Source organism: Sphingomonas gellani (assembly GCF_900110035.1).
GTDB lineage: Bacteria > Pseudomonadota > Alphaproteobacteria > Sphingomonadales > Sphingomonadaceae > Sphingomonas > Sphingomonas gellani.
In genome coordinates, this window is the sequence record NZ_FOCF01000003.1 from 236,770 (window position 1) to 262,470 (window position 25,701).

The window sequence follows — 25,701 nt, forward strand, 5'->3', positions numbered from 1 at the left end:
CGCGCCACGCGCCCTCGCGAGTGCCCGCATCGCGCGCGCCTACACACGCGGGCATCGCGCCCGATCGCGCGCGAGGAACCGGGCCAAACCGGCAAGCGACCGGCAACAACCGGCAAAAAATGTTCGGTGACCGGCTAAAACCTGCCGGCCTGCCGCCGTTACTCCACTTGGCGGCTCGGCGGTCCTGACACGGATCGAAGGGGGGATCGCCGGACCGAAGGAGATTTGAAATGACCGTTATCGCCAGCAACGTCAGCGCTCTGCGCGCCACCAACGCCTCCACCAGCGCTTCCATGGCGCTCCAGACCTCGATGCAGCGTCTGTCGACCGGCAAGCGCATCAACTCCGCGAAGGACGACGCCGCCGGCCTGGCGATCGCCGCCTCGATGACCTCGCAGATCAAGGGCATGGCTCAGGGCATCCGCAACTCGAACGACGGCATCTCGATGGCGCAGACCGCCGAAGGCGCGCTGGACGAGGTCAGCAACATGCTGCAGCGCATCCGCGAACTGTCGGTTCAGTCGGCGAACGGCACCTATTCCGACACGGACAAGGCGAACATCACCTCCGAGCAGCGCGCTCTGACCGACCAGATCACCTCGGTGGTCAAGAACACCAACTTCAACGGCAAGCAGCTGTTCGACGCCGCCAGCTCGGTCGACATCCAGACCGGCTCGACGACCAGCGACAAGGTTTCGATCAACCTGCGCGACCTGACCGCGACCTATGCGGCGGGCACCGGCGGCGCGGCCGACACCGGTTCCAAGCTGTCGGCGGTGGTGGACTTCACCGCCACGGGTACGGCGACCACGGTCAAGTCGGTTGCGCTGGATGACGTCGACGGCGCCATCAAGGATTTGTCGAACATCCGTGCCGGCCTGGGTGCGACGCAGAACCGGCTCCAGTCGGCGGTGAACAACTCCACCAGCACGATGACCAACCTGACCGACGCGCGCAGCCGGATCGAGGACACGGACTTCTCCGAAGAGACGACCGCTCTCGCCAAGGCGCAGATCCTGAGCCAGGCGTCGACCGCGATGCTCGCCCAGGCGAACCAGTCGACCCAGGGTGTGCTGAAGCTGCTCTCGTAAGGGCCAAGGCGCCCGCCATCTCCCCCCCGATCGGCGGGGGCAAGGACCCCCGGCAGCCACCGCTGCCGGGGGATCCTCCCGAAAAATTTTCGGGGGGCGTCTTTTTTCGTCTAAAGTCCGTCGAGGACGTGTCGTTATCCCTGCTGGCAGCTCGGCCTTCGCCAATTGGGGGCGGCGGAGAGCTCCATGACATGGAGACACGACCATGACGGTTATCGCTAGCAATATCGCCGCGCTTCGCGCCGGCAATGCGTCGACCATGGCGCAGACCGCGCTGTCCACTTCGATGGAACGCCTGTCCACGGGCAAGCGCATCAATTCGGCCAAGGACGACGCCGCCGGCCTCGCCATCGCCGCATCCATGACCGCACAGGTGCGCGGCATGAACCAGGGCGTCCGCAACGCCAATGACGGCATCTCCATGGCGCAGACCGCCGAAGGTGCGCTGGACGAGGTGAGCAACATGCTCCAGCGTATCCGCGAGCTGGGCGTGCAAAAGGCGAACGGCACCTATTCCACGACGGACGTCGCCAACATCAAGTCCGAACAGGACGCGCTGGCCGCGCAGATCGTCACCATCGTCGCCAACACGTCCTTCAACGGCAAGAACCTGCTCGATGGCAGCGCCGGCACCGTGCAGATCCAGGCGGGCGCGAATGCGTCCGATGCGATCGACATGACGCTGGGCGACCTGAAGACCGACACCGACATGGGCAACGTGATCGACACCAGCGGCGCCACGCCTGTGGTGAAGGCAACCGCGACGCTGGATCAGTTCGACAAGGCCATCGGCAAGGTCGCCAACGTCCGCGCCGCGCTGGGCGCGACGCAGAACCGGCTCCAGTCGGCGGTCAACAACCTGACCAGCAACGCCACCAACCTGGCCGACGCGCGCAGCCGCATCGAGGACACCGACTTTTCGGCGGAAACCACCGCGCTCGCCAAGGCGCAGATCCTTTCACAGGCGTCCACCGCGATGCTGGCCCAGGCCAACCAGTCGCAGCAGGGCGTGCTCAAGCTCCTCGGGTCGTAACGGGCTCGAGGCTCCCCGGCTTCTTGCCCCCAACTCGTGAAGCTGGGGGCGACCGGTTCGCCGTGCAGGCGGACATGCGTCGAACGACGAACCCCGGCGGCGCCCGAAAAGGCACCGCCGGGGCTTCTCGGCGTCACCGACCCCGCGAACGCGCCGTCAGCACACTCTATATATCGCGACACTCTATATACTGTCGGATCGTGGGCCCGAGGGCCGCGACCAGATCGTCCGCCGACAGCGCCTCCACCGCAGGGATGCGCGCGACGTAGCGGGAAAAGGCGATGCCCAGCAGCTGCGACGCGATCAGCGCGGCACTGCGTTCGGGTCGTGACACGCCGGCGATGCGCCGCACCGTCGCCAACACCTGTTCATCGAACATCGCGACAAGCGCCAGTCGCGCGGCCTCATGACTGACCGACGCTCTCAATAGCGCCTGCAAGCGACCGCCCGTGCCGGGGCCCTCCCACAGATCGACGAAATGGCGAGCGAGTGCCGGGCTGATCGAGTCCCGCTCCAGCGTCGTGACGTCGGGCAGGCCCAGGTCGATCCTGGCGGCCAGCGCGAACAGGTGTTCCTTCGTGCCGTAATAGCGGGTGATCATGGACGGGTGCACCGCCGCCTCTGCCGCGACCAGGCGCACCGTGGCACGCTCATATCCCTCGCGCGCGAAGACCAGGCGCGCCGCCTCGAGGATCCGGTCGCGCGTCGGTTGCGATCGCGGCGGGGTGGCGGTCGGGACATCCGTCATGCCGGTCTCTGGTAGCAACCCCTGGGGTGCTTGCCAAACATGCAGACGATTGTATGCATACAGATGTATGCAGTAGGAGGCGCAAAGATGGAGAGCATCCCGGACACGTCGGCTCCATGCGCGGCCGAGATCGTCGTCGCATCGGCGTCGGTGCTGGCGGCCTGCGCCGAGGGATGGATGCTGGTGGGGTGGCCGCCCGTGGTGATCGTCGGCGGGTCGGGGGCGATCGGCTTGCTGTTGTGGTTGCGGACCTACCGACATGGCCCGGTTTCCCCTGCGGTGATCCTGCCGCCCTTCCTGCTCACGGTCGCGATGCTGGAGGTGCACATGGCGGAGGAATATCTCGCCGGCTTCGCGCCAGCGATGAGCCGCCTTTTCGACATCGGCTGGACGGAACGGGGATTCCTGCTGGTGTTCGCCTTTGCCGGGCCGGCGATCTACGCGCTCACCGCGCTGGGGTTGTTCCGGGGCGTGCGACTGGCCGGCTTCGTCGCGGCGTTCATCTTCGTCGGACCTGGCGCGGCGGAGTTCACGCATTTCCTGTTTCCGCTGCTGACGCCCGCGATCGATCCCGATCTGTCGGCGACGATCACCCGGCAGGTCGCGGACGGGACGCTGGTCGCGGACATGGGCAACCACTGGATCGGCGTGACCGGGCGCTATTATTTTCCCGGACTCTATACGGCGGTGATGCCGATGGTTCCCGGCATTTGGGGCGTGGTGTCGACGCTGCGCGCGAAGCGTCGGGCGTCCTCCGGATAAGCGTGCGGGGCTTTCAGGCCCGTTGCGCCAGCGCCTTTTTCAGCTTGGCATGCGCGGCGGATTTGATCTGGCACACGCGGGCCGCGCCGATGCCGAACACCTGGCCGATCTCCTCCAGGTTCATCTCGTCCACATAATAGAGCTGGATCACCTGTGCCTCGCGTTCCGGCAGGGCGGCGATCGCGGCGATCAGCGCGTCGCGCATGTCGCCCTCCGCCAGCTGGTCGAACGCGTTGGGCGTGTCGTCGGCGAACCAGGGCATGTCGTCCTGGTACACGTCGTCGATCGAGTCGAAGCGCACCGCCTCCGCCGTTAGGTAATCGGTGCGCAGCTTTTCCAGGCTGACGCCCAGATGCGCGGCGACCGCCGCCTCGCTGGGTGCGCGGGCGGAACCCTGGCTGAGCGTGTTGACGGCGCGATGATACTCCTTGCGCCGGCGCATCGCACCGCGCGTGGTCGTCGCCTGACGGCGCAGCTCGTCGATCATCGCGCCGCGCAGGCGGGTGGAGATATATTGCTGGAACGTCACCTGGCCGCGATCCTCGAACCCGGACGCCGCCTCGACCAGCGCGACCAGGCCGACCTGCACCAGATCCTCCACATCGACCAGCGTCGACATGGACCCGTGGACGTGCCACGCGATCTTGCGCACCAGCGGCAGGTGCTGGCGGATCAGCGCCTCCCCCTCGCCACGCGGACTCTGGCGCGGGCGATAGGTCAGCGGGGCGTCGGTTTCGGCAACCGTCACCGTCACCGGCGTCGCCGCCGCGGGCGCGAAGGAAACGGGAGCGGGAACGGGTCCGTTGAGGGGCTGGGCGTTGGCGAACGCGGCCTTCATGGGTTCGGCACTCATGCTGCAAGGGCACCTTGGAAGTGGCCGACCTGAGCCGGCTGGGGAGCGCCGATGACCGCCACCACCTCGACCGCCTTTTCTTCGGGAACCTCGAAAAAGGAGAGGACGGGGGTGTCGGGCAGGCACGTCTTGACGAGCTTGCGGATGGCCAGCCGGCAGGCGGGCTGGACGACGAGCGCGAAGGGCTTGGCCTCCGCGATCAGCGGTTGCGCGGCGTTCTGCAGCGCATCGACGATGCGGCGGCCCAGGTCGGGCTCGATGACATGGCGGCGCGACGTGTCGGCGCGCATCGCCTGGCCGAGCAAGCCTTCCAGCTGGCCCTCAAGCGTCATCACGCGCAGCGGCTCGCGCACGCCGCACAGTTTCTGGATGATGAGCGCGCCGAGGTCGGGGCGGATCAGTTCGATGATCTCTTCCGCGTCCTGCGTCCGCTGTGCGGCGACGGCGATCGCGCCTGCGATCCGGCGGAATTCCTTCAGGGGAATGTTCTCCGCCAGCAGGCCCTTCAGCACCTGGGTCAGCGTGGTCAGCGGCAGCGGGTTAGGCGTCAGCGCGGCGACCAGCTGGCCGGCGCGATCCTTCAGCCCGTCGAGCAGCGACTGCACCTCGTCGGGACCCAGCAGGTCGCAGGCATGGCTGCCGAGCAGGTGGTTGAGGTGCGTCGCCATGACGGTGCCAGGATCGACCACCAGGAAGCCCATGCCGGTCGCGGCGTCGGCATCGCCCTTCGCGATCCAGGTCGCGTCCAGGCCGAAGGTCGGGTCCTTCGCCTTCTTGCCCTGAAGGTTGCCGTACGCCTGGCCGGTGTCGAGCGCGAGCATCTCGTCGGGCGACACCTGATCCTCACCGACGCAGACGCCGTTGACCATGATGCGATAGGTGAAGGGCGCCAGGTTGATGTCGTCGCGCACCCGCGCCTGCGGCACCACGAAGCCCAGTTCCTTGGACAACTGCCGGCGGACACCGGTGATGCGACCCATCAGGGGCGCGCCGCGACGCTCGTCGGCGAGCGGCACCAAGCCATAACCGATGTCGATGTTGACCTGCATCGCGTCGCACACCTCGTCCCAGCCGATCTTCGACGGGTCGACCGGCTCGGCCGCCTCGACGGGAGCTGGTGGGGGCGGGCGCTTTTCGATCTGGCGCAGCTTCCATGCCGCAAACCCGGCGATGCCGGCGGCGGGCAGGATGATGAGGTGCGGCATGCCGGGCAGCACGCCCAGCAGGCCGAGGATGCCGGCAACCGGTGTCCAGGTGCGCGATGCGCCGAACTGCGAGCCGATCTGGCCGGCCAGGTCGTGTTCCGAATTGACGCGGGTGACGATCGCGGCGGCGGCGATCGACAGCATCAGGCTGGGCAGCTGCGCCACCAGTGCATCGCCGATCGCGAGCAGGATGTAATTGTGCGCAGCGTCGGCGATCGACAGGCCGTGGCTGACCGGGCCCAGGATCAGGCCGCCGATGATGTTGGCCGCCAGGATCAGCAGCGCGGCGACCGCGTCGCCCTTCACGAACTTGGACGAACCGTCCATCGATCCGTAGAAATCGGCCTCCGTGGATACCTCGACGCGGCGCGCCTTGGCCTGGTCCGGCGTGATGAGGCCGGCATTCAGGTCGGCGTCGATCGCCATCTGCTTGCCGGGCAACGCGTCCAGGGTGAAGCGCGCGGACACTTCCGACACACGGCCCGCGCCCTTGGTCACGACGATCAGGTTGATGATCATCAGGATCGCGAAGACGAATATGCCGACGACGTAATCGCCGCCGATCAGGAAGGTGCCGAACGCCTCGATCACATGACCGGCCGCACTCTCGCCCTCATGCCCGTGCACCAGCACGACGCGGGTGGATGCGACGTTCAGGCCCAGGCGGAACAGCGTCGCGAACAGCAGCACGGTGGGAAAGGCGGAGAAGTCGAGCGGCTTTTGCGCGTTCAGCGCGACCATCAGCACGGCCAGGCTGATCGCGATGTTGGCGATGAAGAACACGTCCAGCAGCTGCTTGGGGATGGGTACGACCATCACCAGCACCAGCAGCAGGATGGCTGCGGGCAGTGCGGAGGCGCGGGCGTTGATGAAGCGCTTCATTGGTTCAGGCCCCCATCTGCGCGAGCATCATGTAGGCGAGGCGCGCCGTGTCGGGCGTGGGGCGCAGCAGGCTGGCCGCCTGGCGATCGCCGACGCTCTGCGCCCAGGCGAGCGCGTCCGTCGCGCTTTCGCCGTTACCGGTGACGATCGTCGATCCGTCACCCGTGTCGAGCGCCTGTGCGGCGTAATCGACCCGGCCCTTCATCGCGGCACCGGCTGCGGCGGCATCGCCCAGCTTGTCGGCGAAGCGCTGATAGATGGCGGACAGCGATCGCGGGCTGCCGTTGCGTTCGAAGAACACGCCGCGATTGGCGGCGGCGGCCTGCGGGAACAGGGCGGCACCGCTCGCATCCGGGTTGGACGCCATGCCGGTCAGGAACTTGCGCGCGCCGGCGGCACCCAGGAAATGCGCCATGTACAGGTCGGTGCCGTTCGCGGCGCGCCCGGTCGCCGCCTCGATCGCGGTCTTGTTGTCCGACGCATATTCGGCCGCCATCAGCGACGAGGTGTTGGGATCGTTGCGCAGCGCCAGGATCGCCCGGCGCGTGCCGGCATCACCGACGGACAGGCGGCCCGAGGACGAACGTCCGATGCTGTCGGCGGCCCAGCCCAGGCCGTGCTCCGCACCGTGCTTCTTGACCACGGCAAGCCAGCTTTGCTCGATGAACTGGTACAGGCCGGATGCCGACGAGGTGCCGGCGCGCGCATTGGCGTTGAGCCCGGATTCGAGCTTGGCTTGGCCCAGCAGGTAGTCGAAGTCGATCCCCGTCCGCTGCGCGGCTGCGGCGATGGCGGACTGGATACGGCCGGTGGAGATGGCAGAAACGGTCATGACCCCCGCTTCTCAGCAAGGGCTGTGCCAGTTTCATCGCATTCAGGATGTCAGGAGCGCAAACCGCTCAGGCATAGGCTCGCAGCACGGGGGCGGACCCGCCCATGCCGGCATCGCCGGTCAGGGTTTGCAGGCGGCGGCGAACATTTGCCGCCATCAGGTTGACGTAGATCCGGCAGGTCTCGTTCAACCGGTTCGCCTCGTCCGCCAGTTCCCGCAGGTCGGGCCCGGCGGGGCCGGTGCCCAGGCTGGCGACCTGTTCGATGCCCGCCAGCTTGTCCTTGGTCGCACGTTCCAGCGCGTTGACGTCGTTCGTCTTCAGCGCCGCGATCTCGGCATGCAGGGCGTCGATCACGCGGATCAGGGCGTCACGCCTAGTCATTCGAATTCCAGTTGAGCTTGTAGGCGATCAGGCGGTCGGCGATGGTGGCGGGAAGGATCGGGAAGTTTCCTTCCGCGATCGCCTTCTTCACCTGGGCCACGCGATCGGTGTCGACCGGCGCGGCGGCGCTGAGCGTCTTGGCGAGGCCGGTCAGCGCCGCCGTGTCGGCCGCGCCTGCCGTGTTCGCGGTCGCCGCCTTGGCCACCGGAGCGGTCGGCGCGACGCGCGAGACCGTCAGGCCCCTTCCACTTACCCCTGTTATGCCAATCGGATCGACCATGTCCGCACCTGTTTCCCGCTGTCGAACCCATAAACGACCCGATGCGAGCAGGCTTTAGCAAAAAAAATCAGCTGCCTGTCGCGGCGCTCCAGCCGGGCAGGGTGGCACGGCCGCTCTCCACGGCAACGGCCTGAACCGGGCCCTTGGCATCGTCGACCTTGACCAGGAAGCGGCCACCCGGCGGCGCGTCGCCCATCGCGACGCCCTCTCGCGTGATGGAAAAGCCGTCGGAGCCCGCCTCGATCAGCACGGGGTCGCCGCGCTTGATGACGGGTGGTGCCTTCACGCCACCGAACGGGACGGCGGCGGCAACGGCGGCAACCGGAGCGGCAGGGGTTTGCCGGATCACCGGCACGAACAGGCGCCAGTCCGGTCCGGAACAGCTGACCACGACGGCATCGTGCGCCTCCGTCCGCCAGGACAGCGCGACCGTCGGACATTGCGCCAGACGCAGGCGCGGATCCACACCTGCGCGCGCGCCGCCGACCGCGCCGACCGGCTGTCCGGTGAAGGCGGCGACCGCGCGGTCGAGGCCGGCGGTGTTCTGGAATGCGACAACCGCAAGCAGCGACAGGATCATGGCTTGGAACTCCGTTGCGGCTCGCCGTCGAAGGCGAGCGTCACCAGCGCGGCGCGGGGGCCGGGCCGAAGGGTGGTCAGAATGGAAAGGCGACGCGACGGCACGACCGGCGCCAGCGCGGCGGCGACGGCGCGCGCGCGATCGGCGGCCAGAACGGCGGCGCTGCCGGTCGGCGCGTCGATATCGGCCGCGCTGCCGTCGGTGGACCCGGTGATGGTGAAGGCGACGCGCGGATCACGGGCCGCCTCGCGTGCCCAGGCGACCAGCTCGGCGGTGGACCATGGATTGGCGGACCCGACGGCGAAGGCGACGCCGCTCGATGCAACCGGCATGGCCGGCGCGCTCGCGTCCGCCTGCTGCCCGAACCCGTCGCGCAGACCCTTTGCCAGCGCGTGGCGGTCGAGCCGGGCAGCCTGGGTCAGCACCATGAAGCCGAGCAACAGCAGCGCGAGGTCGGCCAGCGTCACCAGCCAGAGCGGGCGGCCGGACGGCGCCTCGGGGAAGAAGTCGTCCGTCATGCGGCGACGCTTTGCAGCGGGCGCGGGGCCTCGCGGATGGCGAGCGCGACCAGGGGTGCCTCGATCCGCTGACGCTCGAAGGCTTCGCGGCGGGCACGCGCGCGCAGGCGTACGGCCACGGGCTGAGCAACCAGGTTGCCGAGCAGTGCGCCGTATAATGTCGCCAGCAGCGCGACGGCCATCGCACCCCCGATCGCCGCGGGATCGGTCATGGTGGCGAACATGCCGGCCAGTCCGACCAGCGTGCCGACCATGCCCATCGCGGGTGCGGCATCGGCGGCACCGGCCCACACCTCCGCCGCCGCCAGGTGCCGCTCCACTCGCGCGCGCCGTGCATGGACGACGCATCGCTCCACCTCCGCCGGGTCGGCGCCGTCGACGATCGCGGCGATGCCCGCGTTCAGATCGGGATCGGTGATCACCGACCGGTCTAGCGCGATGACACCGTGGCGTTTGGCGATGCGGCTGAGCGCGGCAAGCTGTTCAAGCAGCGGATCGGCGGAAAAACGGCGGCGCGGCAGCACGGTGAGCGCGGCCACCGCCCGGCCGACATCGGCCAGCGGGTTGCGCAGCAGCGTCGCCAGCAGCGTGCCGCCACCGACGATGGCAAAGGCTAGCGGATCGAGAAAGGTCGCGGGGGTCATGCGCGAACCGCTTTGCAAGGCGCGGGCCAGTTTCGTTAACCAGCCTGCCGGACGCGATGCGCTTGCCGTGGCCCGGCAACATTGCCGCCCACCCGGCAAACGGTTGCCGCCTGACCGGGCCAGAGCGCGTCATGCACGTGTTTTCCGGCTCTACACACGACTTGGCACGCCCATTGCTTTGGACAGGGCACGCGCAATCGGGCGCATGGGATCATTGCCATGGCTGGCGACAGTTTGTTCGGAGTTCACGGAGCGGCACTGGAGGTGCGCTCGCAGCGCATGGGGCTGCTGGCGTCGAACATCGCCAACGCGTCCACGCCGGGCTTCAAGGCGCGCGACATCAATTTCGGCTCCGCCCTCGCGGCGGTCGAGAATGGCGGCGACAACGCCTTTGCCAAGGCGGTGCAGTTCCGCGTGCCGAACCAGACCACGATGGACGGCAACACGGTGGAGCTGAACCAGGAACAGACCGCGTTCGCCGAAAATGCCGTGCAGTACCAGACCACGCTGTCGTTCCTGAACGGACGCATCAGCCAGGTCACCCGCGCGTTGAAGGGGGAATAAGATGGCCGCTGCCCAGCCGATGACGATCTTTCAGGTCGCCGGCCGCGCCATGTCGGCGCAGCTCGTCCGCATGAACACCACCGCGTCCAACCTGGCCAATGCCGGCGGCGTCGCCGGGTCGGAGGCGGACGCCTACAAGTCCATGAAGCCGGTGTTCCGCACCTCGTTCGACCAGGCCAGCGGCATGGCGACCGTTGACGTGGAAAAGGTGGTCACCGCCGGCGAGGCGCCGACCAAGCGCCACGATCCGTCCAACCCGATGGCCGACAAGGACGGCAACGTCTTCGACGCGGCGGTCGATGAAACCCGCGAGCTGGTCGACATGATGGAGACCGCCCGTTCCTACCAGAACAATGTCGAGGTGATGCAGACGGCGAAGTCGCTGATCATCGACACCCTCAAGATGGGCCGCTGATCCGATGACCACCGCAACCGCATCCTCGTTGATCACGCCGGGCGTCGGCACCACGAACAACACGAATGCCGCCGCCGCGATCAAGAACAGCAAGACGACGCTGGACCAGTCCGATTTCCTGACGCTGATGACCGCGCAGCTGAAGAATCAGGACCCGTTCAACCCGACCGACAACACTCAGATGATCGCGCAGATGGCGCAGTTCTCGTCCGTTGCCGGGATCAGCGAGATGAACACCAAGCTGTCGGCGATCGCGACCAAGCTGGGCGGCACGTCCGCGACCGATGCGATGGCCTATGTCGGCAAGACGGTGCTGACCGAAGGGACCACCGCCTATGGCCGCACCACCGGCGGCATCGCGGGTGCGGTGGAGCTGGACAAGGATGCGACCGACGTCGACGTGACCATCTCCGACGCCGGCGGCAACATCCTCAAGACGATCAAGCTGGGCAACCAGAAGGCCGGCACCGCCAGCTATGACTGGAACGGCACCACCGACAGCGGCGAAAAGGCCGGATCCGGGCCGTTCGCGGTGACCGTGGCGGCCGCCAACGGCGGCACCACGGTGAAAAGCCGCGGCCTGGTCTGGGCCCCGGTCGAATCCGTTTCCCTGCCCGCCACGGGCGATCCCACCCTTCAGGTCAGCGGCATCGGCGCCGTTGCCCTGTCCGCCGTCCGTTCGGCCGGCTGAGCCCAATTCCAGGAGCTATTCCCGATGTCCTTCTACAATTCGCTCAGCGGCCTTCAGGCGTCCCAGACCGACATGTCGGTCATCAGCCACAACCTGGCCAACGTCGCCACCACCGGTTTCAAGAAGAGCCGCACCGACTTCGCCGACGTGATGGCCTCGTCCGTCGCGGTGGACCCCACCAAGATGGTCGGGTCCGGGGTGGTGGTGAAGGGCAACCGCCAGCAATTCGGTGAGGGTAACCTGACCACCACGTCGTCGTCGCTGGATCTGGCGATCTCCGGCGACGGGTTCTTCACGGTGAAGACCAGCGGCAATGCGTCGGCAACCGCGTACACGCGCAACGGCAGTTTCCAAATCGATCCGCAGCGCAACATCGTCGATGCACAGGGTTCGTACCTGCAGGTCTATCCGGTCGATGCGGAGGGCAACGTCACCGCCACCGGCGCGGACGGCCTGACCCCGGTGAAGCTGCCCGACAGCAGCGGCATCCCGGTCGCGACCAAGTCGGTGACTCTGGGCGTCAACCTGTCCCCGACTGGCGCCGTCAGCACCAAGACGTTCGATCGTGCCGACCCGTCGACGTTCAACAATTCCACTGCGACGACGATCTATGACGCGACAGGCAACGCCCAGACGATGACGAGCTATTTCGTCCGGACCAAGGCGTCGACCGATACCGATCCGACCAGCAACTGGTCCGTGTACACCTATGTCGGCGACCAGCCGATGAAGACCGGCGGCTCGACCGCGCCGACCCAGCTGACCTTTACCTCGGGCAAGCTGACTTCGCCGACGGGCGCGACGACGTTCGACGCCTATGTTCCGGCCGGCAGTGCCTCGAACCAGACGTTGAAGCTGGACCTGACCGGATCGACGCAGCTGTCGTCGGTCTTTTCGGTCGGCACGCGCAGCCAGGACGGCAAGGCGACGGGCCAGTTGGCGGGCGTCACCGTGGACACCAACGGCGTCCTGACTGCCAGCTTCTCCAACGGCGACACCAAGAAGCTGGGCAAGGTCGCGCTGGCGAACTTCACCGATCCCGCCGGGCTGAAGCAGCTGGGCAACAGCTATTGGTCGGCGACCGGCATTTCCGGCAACGCCAAGATGGGTGCCGCGAACGAGAACGGGTACGGCAACATGATGTCGGGCACACTGGAAGGGTCCAACGTCGACATCACGGAGGAACTGGTCGCGCTGATCGCGGCACAGCGGAACTTCCAGGCCAATGCCAAGGCGCTCGATACGCAGAGCCAGATCTCGCAGACCATCTTCAACATCCGCAGCTGATCGCAGGAAGCGGGAGCACGTAATTGGACAAGCTGGTCTACACTGCGGCGACGGGCCTGCGCGCGCACATGGCGGCGCAGGCGGCGATCGCCAACAACATGGCGAACGCGTCCACCACCGGTTTTCGTGCCGACCGCGTCGTGTTCGACCGCATCGACCTGAAAGGTGGCGGCGCGACGTTGCAGGCGCGCGCGCCGACCTCCGAAGAGGTGACGGACGCCGACCGCACGCCCGGCACGATCCAGACCACCGGCCGCCCGCTGGACGTCGCGATGAACGGCAACGACACCTGGCTGGCGGTACAGTCCGCCGACGGGTCGGAGGCGTATACGCGTCGCGGCGACCTGGAGGTTTCCCCCTCCGGCGTCCTTCAGACCGGTGACGGGTTCATCGTGCAGGGTGGATCGGGTCCGATCAGCCTGCCGCCGTACAAGTCGCTGTCGATCGCGAACGACGGCTCCATCTCCATCGTCCCGCCCGAAGGGGGCGAGCCGCAGATCGTCGACAAGCTGAAGATGGTGTCCGCCAAGGGCACCGACACGGTGAAGGGCCTCGACAACCTGCTGAAGGTGCGCGGCGGCGGTACGCTGCCCGACGACATGGACGCCAAGCTGACGTCCGGCGCGCTGGAAGGGTCCAACGTCAACATGACGCAGGCGCTGGTCGACATGATCGAGAACCAGCGGTCCTACGAAGTCACGGCCAACCTGATGAAGGAGGCCAAGTCCATGGACGAAAGCAGCGCATCGATCATGCGCCTGCCGAGCTAAGGAAGAAACGAATGTCCTCCTCCGCCATGCACATCGCGCGCACCGGGCTCGACGCCCAGGACATGCGCATGCGGGTGATCTCCAACAACCTGGCCAACGTCAACACGACCGGGTTCAAGAAGGATCGCGCCTCGTTCGAGACGCTGGCCTATCAGGTCGTCACCGCGCCGGGCGCGGCGTCGTCGTCCGAATCGAAGTATGCGACGGGCCTGAACCTCGGCACCGGCGTGAAGATCCAGGGTACGGCGCGCATCGACACGCAGGGGTCGATGCAGACGACGGGCAACAGCTTCGACCTGGCGCTGGACGGCGACGGATATTTCCAGGTGCAGATGCCCGGCGGCCAGTTGGGCTATACCCGCGCCGGCAACTTCTCGCGCTCGCCCGAGGGGCTGCTGGTCACCAGCGAGGGCTATCAGGTGATGCCCGGCATCACCGTGCCCGAAGGGGCGACCAACGTCACCATCGGCATGGACGGGACCGTGTCCGCGACGGTCAACGGCCAGTCGTCAGAAATCGGGCAGATCCAGGTCGCCAGCTTTCCCAACGCCACCGGTCTTCAGTCCAAGGGCGACAACTACCTGCTGGAAACTGCCGCATCGGGCGCCGCAAACCTGGGTGTCGCGGGGCAGGATGGGCGCGGCAACGTCCGGCAGGGCATGCTGGAGGCGTCCAACGTCAACGTGGTCGAGGAGCTGGTCGACATGATCGAGACCCAGCGCGCCTATGAGGTCAATTCCAAGATGATCTCCGCCACCGATGACATGCTGAAATACGTCAACCAGAACATCTGATCGGTTTTGCACGCCATGATCCGCTCATTCCGTTTGTCGCTGTTCGCTCTGCCGGTCGTCATGCTGGCGGTCGCCGCGCCGTCGCCGGCCCTGGCTGGCCTGTTCGGCAAGAAGGCACCGCCCGAGGATTTCTCCACCACGCATCCCGCCGCCGTGCCGATCGCACCGCCGGTGATCGCCACCGGCGCGATCTTCCAGGCCGACAACGGCTATGCCGCGCTGTACGAGGGGTGGCGCGCGCGTCGTGTCGGCGATCCGGTCACCATCGTGCTGGTGGAAAAGACGGCGGCGTCCAAATCGTCCTCGTCCAAGCTGGGCTCGACCGGCGATTTCGGCCTGACCCCGCCCAGCACCGGCCCGCTGTCGCTGTTCAAGAACAGCGATATCGGCGCCAGCGGCTCGCGCAATTTCAACGGCGCGGGCACGTCCGACCAGGCCAACTCGCTGACCGGAGAGATCAGCGTCACGGTGGCGCAGGTGTTCCCGAACGGCACCATGCTGGTCCAGGGTCAGAAGCGCGTCACGCTGAACCGCGGCGACGAGTTCATCCGCATCAAGGGGCTGATCCGCACCGCCGACGTGGACGCCAACAACCGCGTCGCCTCCACCCGCGTCGCGGATGCGCAGATCGCCTATACCGGCAAGGGCGATGTCGCCCGCGCCGGACGCCAGGGCTGGCTGTCGCGCTTTTTCCAGACTGTTTCGCCCTTTTGACCCCGCTCGTTAGCGGCCCGGTAACCATGTTCGCGCCAGGATCGGCATCATGAAGACGTTTCGCACCCTGCTTGCCTGCATCTTCGCCATGTGTTGGGTGGTCGCGTTCAGCGGCCCGGCACATGCCGACCGGATCAAGGACCTGGGCGGGTTCCAGGGCATCCGCGCCAACCAGCTGACCGGTTACGGCATCGTGGTCGGCCTGCCGGGCACGGGCGACGACAATCTGGAGTATACGGTGCAGAGCCTGAAGGCGGTGGCGAGCCGGTTCGGCCTGCAACTACCGCCGGGTGCCAATCCGGGCATGAAGAACGCGGCCGTGGTGCTGGTCACCGCAGAGCTGCCCGCCTTTGCCAAGCCGGGCCAGCGGCTGGACATCACCGTCGCATCGATGGGCAAGGCGAAGTCGCTGCGCGGCGGCAGCCTGATCATGACCCCGCTGCTCGGCGCGGATGGGCAGATCTATGCGATGGCACAGGGCAACCTGGCCGTCGGCGGCCTGGGCGCGGAGGGCGCGGACGGGTCGAAGATCGTCGTCAACATCCCCTCGACCGGCCGCATTCCCGAAGGTGCGACCGTGGAGCGCGCGGTGTCGACCGGCTTCGACACGGCGCCCACGCTGACCTTCAACCTCCAGCGCGCCGACTTCACCACCGCGCAGAACGTCGCCGCCGCGATCAACCGGAAGCTGGGCTTCGGCAGCGCCGAGGCGCTCGACGCGGTGTCCGTGTCCGTCAAGGCGCCGGTCGGCGCCGACGTGCGCGCATCCATGATGAGCGCGATCGAGAACCTCGACGTGGCCTCCGCCGAACCGTCGGCCAAGGTGATCGTCAACGCGCGCACCGGCACCGTGGTCATCAACTCCGCCGTGCGCGTCGGACCCGCCGCCGTCACCCATGGCAAGCTGACGGTCCGCATCGACGAGAACCAGCGCATCAGCCAGCCGGCCCCCTTCAGCCAGGGACAGACCGCCGCCGTGCAGAAGTCGGGCGTCGCGGTGGAGGAGGAGCGTCGTCCGATGTTCCTGCTCGCTCCGGGGCCGAAGCTGGCCGATGTGGTGAAGGCGGTGAACGCGATCGGCGCGTCGCCCGCCGACTTGGTCGCCATCCTGGAGGCGCTGAAGGAAGCGGGCGCGTTGAAGGCGGAGTTGATCGTCCTGTGAGCGACATTCCCGCCGTCCCGAACGCCGCGGCGCCGACGCCGACCGCCGGCATCTCCACGGACACCAGCCGGCTGAAATCGGGCGCCAACCTGAAGGCGGCGGGCGAGAAGTTCGAGGCGGTGTTCACCGGCATGATGCTGAAGTCGATGCGACAGGCGAAACTGGCCGATCCGCTGTTCGACTCGAAGGCGATCGACACGTTCAGCGAGATGCAGGATGCGCAGATCGCAAAGACCATGGCGCAGCATGCACCGATGGGAATCGGCAAGGCGATGACGGAGTTTCTGTCGAAATCGCAAAAACTTGCCGAGGCTGACGCTTCTAAACCGAATCTTAACCAGCCAGGCACTAGCCCGCCGAAATGAGCGATCTGCTCTCCATCGGCGCATCCGGCGTCCGCGCGTATCAGACCGCGCTGTCCACAGTGGGCGAAAACATCGCCAACGCGGGGAGCAGCACCTATGCGCGCCGATCCGTCGAGCTGAAGGAGGTATCGGCAGGGCAGGGGCTGAGTGCCACGCGCATGGACGCCGGCATGGGCGTCGCGGTCGGCGGCATCGCCCGTTCCACCGACGTCTACGCCGGCCAGGCGGTCCGCTCCGCCGGCGCCGACCTGTCGCGCACAACTACGGGCACGACGTGGTTGGGCCGCATCCAGTCGGCCCTGACCGGCGATCAGGTTTCCAACCGACTCACCTCGTTCTTCTCCGCCGCCAGCAGCCTGGCGGCCGACCCGACATCGAGTGCGCTGCGCGCCAATCTGCTCGGTACCGCCACCACCACGGCGGCGGCGTTCACCGCCACCGGCAATGCGTTCGACCGCATCGACCAGGATTTCGACGCGTCCGCGCTGAACGCCGCGCGCGACCTGACCTCGTTCGCCACCTCTCTGGCGCGGATCAACGACGGATTGGGCCGGACCCAGCCCGGCACGGCTGCGGCGGCGCAGCTGGCCGACCAGCGCGACCAGATCCTTCAGCAGATGAGCGACATCTCCACCGTCAGTGCCACCTTCGACCAGGTCGGGCGCGCGACGGTGAAGGCGGGCGGCGCGAACGGTCCGACGCTGGTGTGGATGACGGAGGCCGGCGCGGTGTCCTATCGCCGCAACGCGGAGGGCGCGGTCAGCTTTTCCGTCGCGTTCGGCGGAGATCAGACGCCGCTGGCGACGGAGGGCGGCGCGATCGCCGGTCTGGTCGACGGCGCCGAAAAGATCGCTGCCGCGCGCACCACGCTGAACGACATCGCCACCAGTTTCGTGAAGACGGTCAACGACGTGCAGGCCAGCGGCGACGACCTGGATCGCAAGCCCGGCGGCCCCCTGTTCGCGACCGGCGCGGACGCGACCGACATCACCGTCGCGATGACCGACGGGCGCGGCATCGCCGCGTCGGCGCGGGGCGGCGGCGTGCGCGATGCATCCAACCTGGCGATGTTGCAGGTCGACCGCGTGGCCAAGGGGTTCGAGGCGAACACCACCGCGCTGGTGACCTCCACCGCGAGCGCGATCGATCAGAAGAACACCATCGCCGATGCGCAGGCCGCGATCCGCCAGGGCGCGCTGACGACGTTGTCGACGACGACCGGCGTAAGCCTCGATTCGGAGGCGGTCGACCTGATGCGGTTCCAGCAGGCCTATTCGGCATCGAGCCGCGTGATCCAGGTCGCGCGCGACACCTTCCAGTCCATTCTCGAAATTCGGTAAGCGCCGCCCATGCAGATATCCACCAGCATGTTCTACGACACGTCGTCCAAGCGGATGACGGCGCTGAACGACCGCGCGACCCTGTTGCAGACGCAGATCTCCACCGGCAAGAAGATCCAGACGCCGTCGGAGAACCCGGTGCTGTCGCAGCAGTCGGCCGAGTTCGACCGGATGGACTCGGATGCCAAGGTCTATGGCACCAACCTGACGCTGGCCGATTCGCAGCTGAGCCAGACGGACAGCACGCTGAAACAGATCGCCAGCCAGGTTCAGCGCGCGCTGGAACTCGCGATCCAGGCGGCCAGCGGCACGCAGAACGGCGCGACCCGGTCGATCATCGGCAACGAGCTGGGCTCCATCGTCGGCGCCCTGCAGGGCCTGGCGAACACGTCCGACGTGCGCGGCCAGCCGCTGTTCGGCACGCCCGACGGCACGCCGGCGGTGTCGCGCGATGCGCAGGGCAATTTCTCCTACGCCAAGACCAACGTGTCGGAAATCCCGATCGGCGATGGTCAGACGGTTCAGGCGAACGAGTCGGCCGAACGCGTGTTCACCTTTAAGGGCAAGGACACGCTGAGCGTGATCGCCAAGTTGGCGGCCGCGTTGCAGGGCGGTGGTGACGTCGGCGACACCGTGAAGGACGCGCTGGGCGACCTGAACGATGCGAACGACCAGGTGTCGACCGTGCGCGCCTCCGTCGGTGCCCGCGCGGCGCGCGTCGACCTGCAACAGACGCTGCTGACCCAGTCGAACACCGACCGCGCCGCGCTGCGGTCCTCGGTGGAGGACGTCGACGTCACCAGCGCGATCGCCGAGCTGCAAAAGACGATGACCGTCCTGTCGGCGACCCAGGCCAGCTTCACCAAGCTGTCCAGCCTGTCGCTGTTCGACTATCTGAAATAACGCGCGCGCCGGTAACCGGATGGCTACGTTCTCCGGTTAACACTGTTCCTCGCAATCCCGGGGGATAGATAGCCAGCCATGTTTCCGGCAATCGGTCTTGTTGTTCTTTTCGCGATGGTGTTCGGCGGCTTCGCCTTCACCGGCGGCGCGCTCGGCCCCGTGTTCGAGGCGATCCCGCACGAGCTCATCATCATCGGCGGCGCCGCTGTCGGCGCGCTCATCATCGGCAATTCCGGTGCGGAGCTGAAGGCGATGGGCGGCGGCCTGGCCAAGGTGTTCAAGGGGCCGAAGTACAAGAAGCAGGATTATCTCGACGTCATCTTCCTGGTCAGCAAGCTGATGAAGATGCTGCGGACCGAAGGGCCGATCGCGCTGGAGCCGCATGTCGAGGATCCGAAGTCCTCCGCCGTGTTCGCCGAATATCCGCGCCTCCAGGCCGACCACACGCTGGTCAACCTGATCGCCGACACGCTGCGCCTGGTGGTGGTGTCGTCGGGCACCCTCGACGTGCATGCGGTCGAAGAGGTCATGGACAATTCCATCAAGACCCACCACCACGAGGTGGAGGGGCCGCACGGCACGCTGCAAAGCCTGGCCGATGCGCTGCCCGCGCTGGGCATCGTCGCCGCCGTGTTGGGCATCGTGAAGACCATGGGTTCGATCGACAAGCCGCCTGCCATCCTGGGCGGCATGATCGGGTCGGCGCTGGTCGGCACCTTCATGGGCGTGCTGCTCGCTTATGGCATCGTGTCGCCGCTGGCGGGACGGTTGAAGCAGGTGCTGGACGCCGATGCCGCGATCTACCACACGGTGAAGCAGATCATCATCGCCTCGCTGCACGGCCATCCGCAGCCGCTGGTGATTGAGGCTGCGCGCTCCGGCATCGCGCACAAGAACCAGCCCGGCTTCGCCGAAGTCTTCGACGGGCTGCGCGGGCGCTGATCCGATGGCAAAGGCTCCCCATGGGCGCAACGAGCCGCCCAAGATCGTCATCGTCAAGAAGATCATCGCCGATGGCCATGGCGGCCATCACGGCGGCGCATGGAAGGTCGCCTATGCCGACTTCGTGACGGCGATGATGGCGTTCTTCCTGCTGCTCTGGCTGCTCGGCGCCACGACCGAAAAGCAGCGCAAGGGTATCGCGGACTATTTCGCGCCGACGCTGCTCGACACGCGTGCGCTGGGTATCGGGGGGCAGGGCGTGATGGGTGGCCAGTCCGCCGCGCAGGCCCCCGGTGTCGGCACCAATTCCGGTGCCAGCACCATGCAGTTCATGGCGCAGCCGAACACGACGGCGGGCGGCGGGCCGAAGGCGGGCACGGGCAATCGCGGATCGCTCAACAACCCGCAGACCCGTGCGGAGGATCGCAAGAATTTCGAGGCGATGCGCCGCAAGGTGTTCAGCCAGATGGCCGCGCAGCGCGAGCTGGCGAAGCTGGCCAACCATGTTCGTTTCGTCATGACCGATCAGGGCATGCGCATCGACCTGGTCGACGACGCCGATTATTCGATGTTCGCACTGGGTACCACTGCGCTCGATACGCGTGCGTCGGAGCTGATCGGCAAGATCGCGGAGGTGATCCGCGCGACCGGCAACCCGATCATGATCCGCGGCCATACCGACAGCGTGCCCTATGGCGACCCGCGCGCCATGAACAACTGGATGCTGTCGTCGGGCCGGGCGGAGGCGACGCGCCGCCGACTGGCGAGCGGTGGCATCCCGGAATCGCGGTTCGAGCGGATCGAAGGCGTCGCGGACCGGGAGCCGATGATCGCCAACAATCCCGCCGACCCACGCAACCGTCGCGTGGCGATCACCTTGCTCTATCGCCGCAGCGGGTTCGGCCAATAGATCACGCGCAGCGGCGCGGGACGGGCGCAGGGGATTTCAGCGACAACAGAAAAACCGCGCATCCGGGACGACCGGGTGCGCGGTTTCTCGTGTTGCTGGCGTGGTGGGACCGGCGGGCGCCACGCCGCGCCGGCGCGGGTCACCGTTCCGGGGATCGGTCCTTCAGCATGGCATCGATGCGCGCGATCAACTCGCCCGGAGCGACGGAGGCGCCGGCCGGGTGCGCCGGGGCGGGGGCGAGCATCTTGCGGCGCAGGCGGTCGAACGCGCGTGGCCGCTGGAATGCTTCGGGATCGTGGAACATGGGACGCTCCTTCTCGCGCCCGCGATGCCGCGCCGCTCGTTAACGGCAGGTAAGCGGCCGCGATCGAAAGCGTTTCCCGCGCGCGATCAGCCCTGTTCCGCCTCCGCCTTTTCGCGGTTGCGGTAGAAGGTCTGCACCGCGTCCCACGCCTCGTCGGCGGTTTCGACATAGGTGAAGATGCCCAGGTCGCGTTCGGACACCACGCCCTCTTCGACCAGAGCATCGAAATCGACCACGCGTTCCCAGAACTCGCGCCCGAACAGCAGCACGGGGATCGGCGCGATCTTGCCCGTCTGGATCAGGGTCAGCAGCTCGAACAGTTCGTCGAACGTGCCGAAGCCACCCGGAAACGCTGCCAGCGCGCGTGCGTGCAGCAGGAAATGCATCTTCCTGAGCGCGAAATAATGGAACTGGAAGCTGAGAGAGGGCGTGACGTAGGGATTGGGCGCCTGTTCGTGCGGCAGCACGATGTTCAGCCCGATCGATTCCTGCCCGGCATCCGCCGCGCCGCGATTGGCCGCCTCCATGATCGACGGACCGCCGCCGGAGCAGACCACGAACTGACGCTTGCCGTCCGCATCGCGCGGCAGGCGCGACACCTTGGCCGCCAGCTCGCGGGCGACGTCGTAATATTTGCTCTTGGCGATCAGCCGCTCGGCGATGCGGCGGCTCTTGTCGTCGGTTGCCAGTTCGAGCAGCGCGTGCGCCTTTTCCGGCTCCGGGATACGGGCGGAGCCGTACATCACGAAGGTGGAGGCGATGTTCGCCTCGTTCAGCAGCAGCTGCGGTTTCAGCAGTTCGAGCTGGAAACGGACGGGTCGCAAATCCTCGCGCAGCAGGAAGTCCATGTCCTGGAAGGCGAGGCGATAGGCCGGGTTCTCGGTCTGCGGCGTGTGGGTCGCGATGTGCGCGGCCGCTTCGGCGTCCTGCTTGGCGCGCGGGAATACACGCGATGGTACTCGTGGATCAGTCATCACGGGGCGTTACGCCCGCAATGTTACACCTGTCCAGACGGGGCGGATGCCGGCGGCTCCGCGCGCCGTTACCGGCAGAACGCGGCGTGGTCGTCCTCCAGGTGCAGGTGGTCGCGGTGCGCGGCGTTGTAGTCGGGGCTCAGCACCGTGCCGAACCGCCGGCACGCGGAACGCCGGACGGTCTGCAGAAAGGTGCGCGTGGCCGGGTCGGGCGTGTTCCAGTCGCCGACGATGCTGATCCGCCGCCCGTCCTTCAGCACGAAGGCGGATACGTCGATCGCGTTGGCAAGGGCGTGGCCCGACCGTCGGTTGCCGATCCCGGCCGTGCCGACGACGTTGCGGCAGGCATAGCTGCCCATCGTGTCCACCCGCGCCAGTTCCGATCCCATGATCTGATAGGCGGCGGGCACGGCGGCGTTGCGGACCCAGGCGCTGAACGCCCGCGCTGCGCCGCAGCGGACCGCGGTCAGGTTGTTCACGGGCACGCCGATGTCTAGCAGCTGCACCGTGCCGTACAGGCCACAGCCGGGACCGGTCGCCTTATCCGGCAGGCGGCGATAGGCGATGCCCTGTGCGTCCAGGTCGCGCAGGCATTGCGCGGTCTCGCGGAGCGGCACCCGCTCCGGCTCCGCGCGCCGTTCCGCCGGACGCTCTACCCGGCCACAGGCGGCCGCGAACATTGCCGCAACGACCACCACCATGCCGGACATGATCCGGCATCCCCTTCTTCGCGAACGCCTCACCCGCGTGTCCATGCGCAAGCGGCGCGCCCGGCTCAAGGTCGCGGTGACAAAAGGAGCGAAGTTCGCGCCGAATCCCGCTTGCCCGGCGGGATGGTCCTCTGTACCCCCGTCGACGGGCCACGCGGTCCCAACGCCGCGCGTGCTCTCTGTAAGGAGAGTTGCATTGACTGATACTGCCGTTTCCGACGTTACCCGTGCGTCCATCGCACAGCCCGCCAGCAAGCCGGCGCGCCCCTTTTTCTCCTCCGGTCCCTGCGCGAAACCGCCCGGCTGGTCCGCCGACCGGCTCGACACCGCCGCGCTCGGCCGTTCCCATCGATCGAAACTGGGCAAGGATCGCCTGGCTCACTGCATCGCGCTGATGCGTGAGATGCTGCGCCTGCCCGACACGCACCGCATCGGCATCGTTCCCGGTTCCGACACCGGCGCGTTCGAGATGGCGATGTGGACCATGCTCGGCGCCCGCCCGGTCACCACGCTCGCCTGGGAAAGCTTTGGCGAGGGGTGGGTCACCGATGCGGTCAAGCAGCTGAAGATCGATCCCATCGTGATCCGCGCCGATTACGGCCAGCTGCCCGACCTGACGCAGGTCGATTGGTCGAACGACGTGCTGTTCACCTGGAACGGCACCACCAGCGGCGTGCGGGTGCCGAACGCCGACTGGATCCCGGCGGACCGCGAGGGCCTGAGCTTCGCCGACGCGACGTCGGGCGTGTTCGCGTACGATATCGACTGGACCAAGATCGATGTGGCGACCTTTTCCTGGCAAAAGGTGCTGGGCGGGGAGGGGGCGCACGGCGTCCTGATCCTCGGCCCGCGCGCGGTCGAGCGCCTGGAAAGCTACACTCCCGCCTGGCCGTTGCCCAAGGTGTTCCGCCTGGTGTCCAAGGGCAAGCTGGCCGAGGGCGTGTTCAAGGGCGAGACGATCAACACGCCCTCGATGCTGGCGGTCGAGGATGCGATCTTCGCGCTGGAATGGGCGCAGGGGTTGGGCGGCGCGGACGCGCTGATCGCTCGGTCGGATGCCAATGCCGCCGCGCTGGACGCGATCGTGGATGCGCGCGACTGGCTGGGCCATCTCGCCACCGATCCGGCGACCCGGTCGAAAACCAGCGTCTGCCTGACCGTGGACGGCGCGGACGAGGCGTTCATCAAGAAGATGGCCTCCCTCCTCGAAAAGGAGGGCGCGGCGTTCGACGTCGCCGGATATCGCGACGCCCCGCCGGGCCTGCGCATCTGGTGCGGCGCCACCGTCGACACCGCCGATATCGAGGCGCTCGGTCCCTGGCTCGACTGGGCCTACGCGACCGCCAAGGCGGCCTGACTCCTTTCGCATCGTCCCGGCGCAGGCCGGGATCCACCGCCCAAAGCGGCACCGCTTTCCAGGACCCCGGCCTGCGCCGGGTGGAGACACATTCCCATGCCCAAGGTACTGATTTCCGACAAGATGGACCCCAAGGCCGCCCAGATCTTCCGCGAGCGCGGGGTCGAGGTGGACGAGATCACCGGCAAGACGCCCGATGAGCTGAAGGCGATCATCGGTGAATATGACGGGCTCGCGATCCGCAGCTCGACCAAGGTGACCAAGGACATCCTCGAACACGCCACCAACCTGAAGGTCGTGGGTCGCGCCGGCATCGGTGTCGACAATGTCGACATCCCCGCCGCCTCCGCAAAAGGCGTGGTCGTGATGAACACGCCCTTCGGCAACTCGATCACAACCGCCGAACACGCCATCGCGCTGATGTTCGCGCTCGCCCGCCAGCTGCCGGAGGCGGATGCCTCCACCCAGGCTGGCAAGTGGGAAAAGAACCGCTTCATGGGCGTGGAGCTGACCGCCAAGACGCTGGGCCTGATCGGTGCGGGCAATATCGGCTCCATTGTCGCCGATCGTGCGCGCGGTCTGAAGATGAAGGTGGTGGCGTTCGACCCGTTCCTGACGCCCGAACGCGCGCTGGAAATGGGCGTGGAGAAGGTCGAGCTGGACACGCTGCTCGCCCGCGCCGACTTCATCACGCTGCACACGCCGCTGACCGACCAGACGCGCAACATCCTGTCGGCGGACAACCTGGCGAAGACGAAAAAGGGCGTGCGCATCATCAACTGCGCGCGCGGCGGCCTAATCGACGAGGCGGCGTTGAAGGCGGGGCTCGATTCGGGCCACATCGCGGGCGCGGCGCTGGACGTGTTCGTGACCGAGCCGGCCAAGGAAAGCCCGCTGTTCGGGACGGCCAACTTCGTCTCCACCCCGCATCTGGGCGCATCCACGACCGAGGCGCAGGTCAACGTCGCGATCCAGGTGGCGGAGCAGATGGCCGACTTCCTGGTGTCGGGCGGCGTCACCAACGCGCTCAACATGCCCAGCCTGTCCGCCGAGGAAGCCCCCAAGCTGAAGCCGTACATGGCGCTGGCGGAAAAGCTGGGCGGTCTGGTCGGGCAGCTCGCGACCGGGGCGATCACCGCGATCTCCGTCGAGGCCGAGGGGGCGGCGGCGATGCTGAACCAGAAGCCGATCACCAGCGCCGTGCTGGCCGGGTTCCTGCAAACCCAGACCGCGACCGTCAACATGGTCAACGCGCCGCTGCTGGCGAAGGACCGCGGCATCGCGGTGCGGGAGGTGCGGACCGAGCGCGAGGGCGATTACCACACGCTGCTGCGCGTCAGCGTGACGACGCAGGACGGGGAGCGCTCCGTCGCGGGGACGCTGTTCAGCGATCAGGCGCCGCGCCTGGTCGAACTGTTCGGCATCAAGGTCGAGGCCGACCTGACCGGCGCCATGCTGTACGTGGTCAATGTCGATGCGCCCGGCTTTATCGGCCGGCTCGGCACGACGCTGGGCGAGGCGGGCGTGAACATCGGCACCTTCCACCTCGGCCGGCGCGCCGCGGGGGGCGAGGCGGTGCTGCTGCTGTCGGTGGACGAGCCGGTCACGGGCGAACTGCTGGCGCGGGTCAAGGCGTTGCCGGGGGTGAAGACCGCGATGGGGCTGAACTTCTGATCGCCCGCTAGTGGA

Annotated in this window: 30 protein-coding genes; 18 read left to right on the plus strand and 12 right to left on the minus strand. The window is 67.4% G+C overall.

Translation table 11 applies throughout. The features are described from left to right. Nucleotides 1-230 precede the first annotated feature (230 nt). The gene (locus BMX37_RS07985; protein ID WP_093665204.1) at nt 231-1,091 is read left to right on the plus strand and encodes a flagellin N-terminal helical domain-containing protein; all 861 of its coding nucleotides are present in this window, start codon (nt 231-233) and stop codon (nt 1,089-1,091) included. A gap of 205 nt (nt 1,092-1,296) precedes the next feature. Then, complete coding sequence (locus BMX37_RS07990) at nt 1,297-2,124, plus strand: flagellin N-terminal helical domain-containing protein (protein WP_093665205.1); 828 nt, start codon at nt 1,297-1,299, stop codon at nt 2,122-2,124. Between the two features lie 166 nt (nt 2,125-2,290). Here the strand turns inward: BMX37_RS07990 and BMX37_RS07995 are convergent, their stop codons facing one another. After that, entirely contained in the window at nt 2,291-2,872 is a 582-nt protein-coding gene (locus BMX37_RS07995; protein WP_093665206.1) for a TetR/AcrR family transcriptional regulator, read from the minus strand. Nucleotides 2,873-2,959: 87 nt separating this feature from the next. On the opposite strand from BMX37_RS07995, the gene BMX37_RS08000 reads away from it, so the two are divergent. Next, nucleotides 2,960-3,634, plus strand: a complete 675-nt coding sequence (locus BMX37_RS08000) for a hypothetical protein (RefSeq protein ID WP_093665381.1) — start codon at nt 2,960-2,962, stop codon at nt 3,632-3,634. A gap of 13 nt (nt 3,635-3,647) precedes the next feature. On the opposite strand, the gene BMX37_RS08005 is transcribed toward BMX37_RS08000, so the two are convergent. The 8 genes from BMX37_RS08005 to BMX37_RS08040 all read right to left on the minus strand — a co-directional run bounded on the left by BMX37_RS08005 (nt 3,648) and on the right by BMX37_RS08040 (nt 9,810). Then, nucleotides 3,648-4,487 (minus strand): sigma-70 family RNA polymerase sigma factor, encoded by an 840-nt coding sequence (locus tag BMX37_RS08005; RefSeq protein ID WP_093665207.1) that lies wholly within the window; start codon nt 4,485-4,487, stop codon nt 3,648-3,650. Next, complete coding sequence (flhA, locus tag BMX37_RS08010; protein ID WP_093665208.1) at nt 4,484-6,574, minus strand: flagellar biosynthesis protein FlhA; 2,091 nt, start codon at nt 6,572-6,574, stop codon at nt 4,484-4,486. Before flhA ends, BMX37_RS08005 begins: the two co-directional genes overlap by 4 nt. 4 nt (nt 6,575-6,578) lie before the next feature. Continuing rightward, nucleotides 6,579-7,406: a flagellar biosynthesis protein FlgJ gene (locus BMX37_RS08015; RefSeq protein ID WP_093665209.1), complete on the minus strand. Its 828-nt coding sequence runs from the start codon at nt 7,404-7,406 to the stop codon at nt 6,579-6,581. A 67-nt stretch (nt 7,407-7,473) separates the two neighbouring features. Continuing rightward, nucleotides 7,474-7,788 carry a flagellar protein FlgN gene (locus BMX37_RS08020; protein WP_093665210.1) on the minus strand — a complete coding sequence of 105 codons (315 nt, stop codon included), beginning with the start codon at nt 7,786-7,788 and terminating at the stop codon, nt 7,474-7,476. After that, nucleotides 7,781-8,068, minus strand: coding sequence for a flagellar biosynthesis anti-sigma factor FlgM (gene flgM, locus BMX37_RS08025; RefSeq protein WP_093665211.1), 288 nt, complete (start codon nt 8,066-8,068; stop codon nt 7,781-7,783). Before flgM ends, BMX37_RS08020 begins: the two co-directional genes overlap by 8 nt. Before the next feature lie 67 nt (nt 8,069-8,135). Next, nucleotides 8,136-8,648 carry a flagella basal body P-ring formation protein FlgA gene (locus BMX37_RS08030; protein ID WP_093665212.1) on the minus strand — a complete coding sequence of 171 codons (513 nt, stop codon included), beginning with the start codon at nt 8,646-8,648 and terminating at the stop codon, nt 8,136-8,138. Continuing rightward, nucleotides 8,645-9,166, minus strand: coding sequence for a hypothetical protein (locus BMX37_RS08035; protein WP_093665213.1), 522 nt, complete (start codon nt 9,164-9,166; stop codon nt 8,645-8,647). Before BMX37_RS08035 ends, BMX37_RS08030 begins: the two co-directional genes overlap by 4 nt. Further along, nucleotides 9,163-9,810 (minus strand): MotA/TolQ/ExbB proton channel family protein, encoded by a 648-nt coding sequence (locus BMX37_RS08040; protein ID WP_093665214.1) that lies wholly within the window; start codon nt 9,808-9,810, stop codon nt 9,163-9,165. The genes BMX37_RS08035 and BMX37_RS08040 overlap by 4 nt, the downstream gene beginning before the upstream one ends. A gap of 219 nt (nt 9,811-10,029) precedes the next feature. Here BMX37_RS08040 and flgB point away from each other — a divergent pair, with 219 nt between their 5' ends. The 13 genes from flgB (at nt 10,030) to BMX37_RS08105 (ending at nt 20,667) form a co-directional block, all read left to right on the plus strand. Then, complete coding sequence (gene flgB / locus BMX37_RS08045) at nt 10,030-10,374, plus strand: flagellar basal body rod protein FlgB (protein ID WP_093665215.1); 345 nt, start codon at nt 10,030-10,032, stop codon at nt 10,372-10,374. Between the two features lies 1 nt (nt 10,375). Beyond that, nucleotides 10,376-10,789, plus strand: coding sequence for a flagellar basal body rod protein FlgC (flgC, locus tag BMX37_RS08050; RefSeq protein WP_093665216.1), 414 nt, complete (start codon nt 10,376-10,378; stop codon nt 10,787-10,789). Between the two features lie 4 nt (nt 10,790-10,793). Further along, the gene (locus BMX37_RS08055) at nt 10,794-11,480 is read left to right on the plus strand and encodes a flagellar hook assembly protein FlgD (RefSeq protein WP_093665217.1); all 687 of its coding nucleotides are present in this window, start codon (nt 10,794-10,796) and stop codon (nt 11,478-11,480) included. A gap of 24 nt (nt 11,481-11,504) precedes the next feature. Next, entirely contained in the window at nt 11,505-12,767 is a 1,263-nt protein-coding gene (locus tag BMX37_RS08060) for a flagellar hook protein FlgE (RefSeq protein ID WP_093665218.1), read from the plus strand. A 23-nt stretch (nt 12,768-12,790) separates the two neighbouring features. Continuing rightward, nucleotides 12,791-13,537, plus strand: a complete 747-nt coding sequence (locus BMX37_RS08065; RefSeq protein WP_093665219.1) for a flagellar basal body rod protein FlgF — start codon at nt 12,791-12,793, stop codon at nt 13,535-13,537. An 11-nt stretch (nt 13,538-13,548) separates the two neighbouring features. Continuing rightward, the gene (gene flgG, locus BMX37_RS08070) at nt 13,549-14,331 is read left to right on the plus strand and encodes a flagellar basal-body rod protein FlgG (protein WP_093665220.1); all 783 of its coding nucleotides are present in this window, start codon (nt 13,549-13,551) and stop codon (nt 14,329-14,331) included. Between the two features lie 15 nt (nt 14,332-14,346). Beyond that, entirely contained in the window at nt 14,347-15,045 is a 699-nt protein-coding gene (locus BMX37_RS08075; RefSeq protein WP_093665221.1) for a flagellar basal body L-ring protein FlgH, read from the plus strand. A gap of 49 nt (nt 15,046-15,094) precedes the next feature. Continuing rightward, nucleotides 15,095-16,207 (plus strand): flagellar basal body P-ring protein FlgI, encoded by a 1,113-nt coding sequence (locus BMX37_RS08080; RefSeq protein ID WP_093665222.1) that lies wholly within the window; start codon nt 15,095-15,097, stop codon nt 16,205-16,207. Then, entirely contained in the window at nt 16,204-16,572 is a 369-nt protein-coding gene (locus BMX37_RS18485; RefSeq protein WP_139198052.1) for a rod-binding protein, read from the plus strand. Before BMX37_RS08080 ends, BMX37_RS18485 begins: the two co-directional genes overlap by 4 nt. Further along, nucleotides 16,569-17,912 (plus strand): flagellar hook-associated protein FlgK, encoded by a 1,344-nt coding sequence (flgK, locus tag BMX37_RS08090; protein ID WP_093665223.1) that lies wholly within the window; start codon nt 16,569-16,571, stop codon nt 17,910-17,912. Before BMX37_RS18485 ends, flgK begins: the two co-directional genes overlap by 4 nt. Before the next feature lie 9 nt (nt 17,913-17,921). Then, a complete protein-coding gene (locus BMX37_RS08095) occupies nt 17,922-18,815 on the plus strand; it encodes a flagellin N-terminal helical domain-containing protein (RefSeq protein WP_093665224.1) in 894 nt (297 codons plus the stop codon). Nucleotides 18,816-18,893: 78 nt separating this feature from the next. Beyond that, entirely contained in the window at nt 18,894-19,757 is an 864-nt protein-coding gene (gene motA, locus BMX37_RS08100) for a flagellar motor stator protein MotA (RefSeq protein WP_093665225.1), read from the plus strand. A gap of 4 nt (nt 19,758-19,761) precedes the next feature. Then, nucleotides 19,762-20,667: a flagellar motor protein MotB gene (locus BMX37_RS08105; protein ID WP_093665226.1), complete on the plus strand. Its 906-nt coding sequence runs from the start codon at nt 19,762-19,764 to the stop codon at nt 20,665-20,667. A 139-nt stretch (nt 20,668-20,806) separates the two neighbouring features. On the opposite strand, the gene BMX37_RS18770 is transcribed toward BMX37_RS08105, so the two are convergent. From BMX37_RS18770 to BMX37_RS08115, 3 genes are all read right to left on the minus strand, one after another. After that, nucleotides 20,807-20,971, minus strand: a complete 165-nt coding sequence (locus BMX37_RS18770) for a hypothetical protein (RefSeq protein ID WP_170841892.1) — start codon at nt 20,969-20,971, stop codon at nt 20,807-20,809. Nucleotides 20,972-21,057: 86 nt separating this feature from the next. Further along, nucleotides 21,058-21,945 carry an LOG family protein gene (locus BMX37_RS08110; RefSeq protein WP_093665227.1) on the minus strand — a complete coding sequence of 296 codons (888 nt, stop codon included), beginning with the start codon at nt 21,943-21,945 and terminating at the stop codon, nt 21,058-21,060. A 68-nt stretch (nt 21,946-22,013) separates the two neighbouring features. After that, nucleotides 22,014-22,655 carry an extensin family protein gene (locus BMX37_RS08115; protein ID WP_170841893.1) on the minus strand — a complete coding sequence of 214 codons (642 nt, stop codon included), beginning with the start codon at nt 22,653-22,655 and terminating at the stop codon, nt 22,014-22,016. A gap of 196 nt (nt 22,656-22,851) precedes the next feature. On the opposite strand from BMX37_RS08115, the gene BMX37_RS08120 reads away from it, so the two are divergent. Beyond that, nucleotides 22,852-24,012 (plus strand): phosphoserine transaminase, encoded by a 1,161-nt coding sequence (locus tag BMX37_RS08120; RefSeq protein ID WP_093665228.1) that lies wholly within the window; start codon nt 22,852-22,854, stop codon nt 24,010-24,012. Nucleotides 24,013-24,108: 96 nt separating this feature from the next. After that, nucleotides 24,109-25,686 carry a phosphoglycerate dehydrogenase gene (gene serA / locus BMX37_RS08125; protein ID WP_093665229.1) on the plus strand — a complete coding sequence of 526 codons (1,578 nt, stop codon included), beginning with the start codon at nt 24,109-24,111 and terminating at the stop codon, nt 25,684-25,686. The last annotated feature ends 15 nt before the right edge of the window (nt 25,687-25,701 follow it).

Excerpts from the sequence above, each read along its gene's own strand:
- BMX37_RS08055 (WP_093665217.1), top strand. The coding sequence starts at position 10,794 with ATGACCACCGCAACCGCATCCTCGTTGATCACGCCGGGCGTCGGCACC.
- flgK (WP_093665223.1), top strand. The coding sequence starts at position 16,569 with ATGAGCGATCTGCTCTCCATCGGCGCATCCGGCGTCCGCGCGTATCAG.
- BMX37_RS08000 (WP_093665381.1), top strand. The coding sequence starts at position 2,960 with ATGGAGAGCATCCCGGACACGTCGGCTCCATGCGCGGCCGAGATCGTC.
- flgC (WP_093665216.1), top strand. The coding sequence starts at position 10,376 with ATGGCCGCTGCCCAGCCGATGACGATCTTTCAGGTCGCCGGCCGCGCC.
- BMX37_RS08035 (WP_093665213.1), bottom strand. The coding sequence starts at position 9,166 with ATGACGGACGACTTCTTCCCCGAGGCGCCGTCCGGCCGCCCGCTCTGG.
- BMX37_RS08040 (WP_093665214.1), bottom strand. The coding sequence starts at position 9,810 with ATGACCCCCGCGACCTTTCTCGATCCGCTAGCCTTTGCCATCGTCGGT.
- BMX37_RS08075 (WP_093665221.1), top strand. The coding sequence starts at position 14,347 with ATGATCCGCTCATTCCGTTTGTCGCTGTTCGCTCTGCCGGTCGTCATG.
- BMX37_RS08015 (WP_093665209.1), bottom strand. The coding sequence starts at position 7,406 with ATGACCGTTTCTGCCATCTCCACCGGCCGTATCCAGTCCGCCATCGCC.
- BMX37_RS08115 (WP_170841893.1), bottom strand. The coding sequence starts at position 22,655 with ATGTCCGGCATGGTGGTGGTCGTTGCGGCAATGTTCGCGGCCGCCTGT.
- serA (WP_093665229.1), top strand. The coding sequence starts at position 24,109 with ATGCCCAAGGTACTGATTTCCGACAAGATGGACCCCAAGGCCGCCCAG.
- flgB (WP_093665215.1), top strand. The coding sequence starts at position 10,030 with ATGGCTGGCGACAGTTTGTTCGGAGTTCACGGAGCGGCACTGGAGGTG.
- BMX37_RS07995 (WP_093665206.1), bottom strand. The coding sequence starts at position 2,872 with ATGACGGATGTCCCGACCGCCACCCCGCCGCGATCGCAACCGACGCGC.
- BMX37_RS07990 (WP_093665205.1), top strand. The coding sequence starts at position 1,297 with ATGACGGTTATCGCTAGCAATATCGCCGCGCTTCGCGCCGGCAATGCG.
- BMX37_RS08020 (WP_093665210.1), bottom strand. The coding sequence starts at position 7,788 with ATGACTAGGCGTGACGCCCTGATCCGCGTGATCGACGCCCTGCATGCC.
- BMX37_RS08080 (WP_093665222.1), top strand. The coding sequence starts at position 15,095 with ATGAAGACGTTTCGCACCCTGCTTGCCTGCATCTTCGCCATGTGTTGG.
- BMX37_RS08005 (WP_093665207.1), bottom strand. The coding sequence starts at position 4,487 with ATGAGTGCCGAACCCATGAAGGCCGCGTTCGCCAACGCCCAGCCCCTC.
- BMX37_RS07985 (WP_093665204.1), top strand. The coding sequence starts at position 231 with ATGACCGTTATCGCCAGCAACGTCAGCGCTCTGCGCGCCACCAACGCC.
- BMX37_RS08095 (WP_093665224.1), top strand. The coding sequence starts at position 17,922 with ATGCAGATATCCACCAGCATGTTCTACGACACGTCGTCCAAGCGGATG.
- BMX37_RS08030 (WP_093665212.1), bottom strand. The coding sequence starts at position 8,648 with ATGATCCTGTCGCTGCTTGCGGTTGTCGCATTCCAGAACACCGCCGGC.
- flgM (WP_093665211.1), bottom strand. The coding sequence starts at position 8,068 with ATGGTCGATCCGATTGGCATAACAGGGGTAAGTGGAAGGGGCCTGACG.
- BMX37_RS08105 (WP_093665226.1), top strand. The coding sequence starts at position 19,762 with ATGGCAAAGGCTCCCCATGGGCGCAACGAGCCGCCCAAGATCGTCATC.
- flhA (WP_093665208.1), bottom strand. The coding sequence starts at position 6,574 with ATGAAGCGCTTCATCAACGCCCGCGCCTCCGCACTGCCCGCAGCCATC.
- BMX37_RS08110 (WP_093665227.1), bottom strand. The coding sequence starts at position 21,945 with ATGACTGATCCACGAGTACCATCGCGTGTATTCCCGCGCGCCAAGCAG.
- motA (WP_093665225.1), top strand. The coding sequence starts at position 18,894 with ATGTTTCCGGCAATCGGTCTTGTTGTTCTTTTCGCGATGGTGTTCGGC.
- flgG (WP_093665220.1), top strand. The coding sequence starts at position 13,549 with ATGTCCTCCTCCGCCATGCACATCGCGCGCACCGGGCTCGACGCCCAG.
- BMX37_RS18770 (WP_170841892.1), bottom strand. The coding sequence starts at position 20,971 with ATGTTCCACGATCCCGAAGCATTCCAGCGGCCACGCGCGTTCGACCGC.
- BMX37_RS08060 (WP_093665218.1), top strand. The coding sequence starts at position 11,505 with ATGTCCTTCTACAATTCGCTCAGCGGCCTTCAGGCGTCCCAGACCGAC.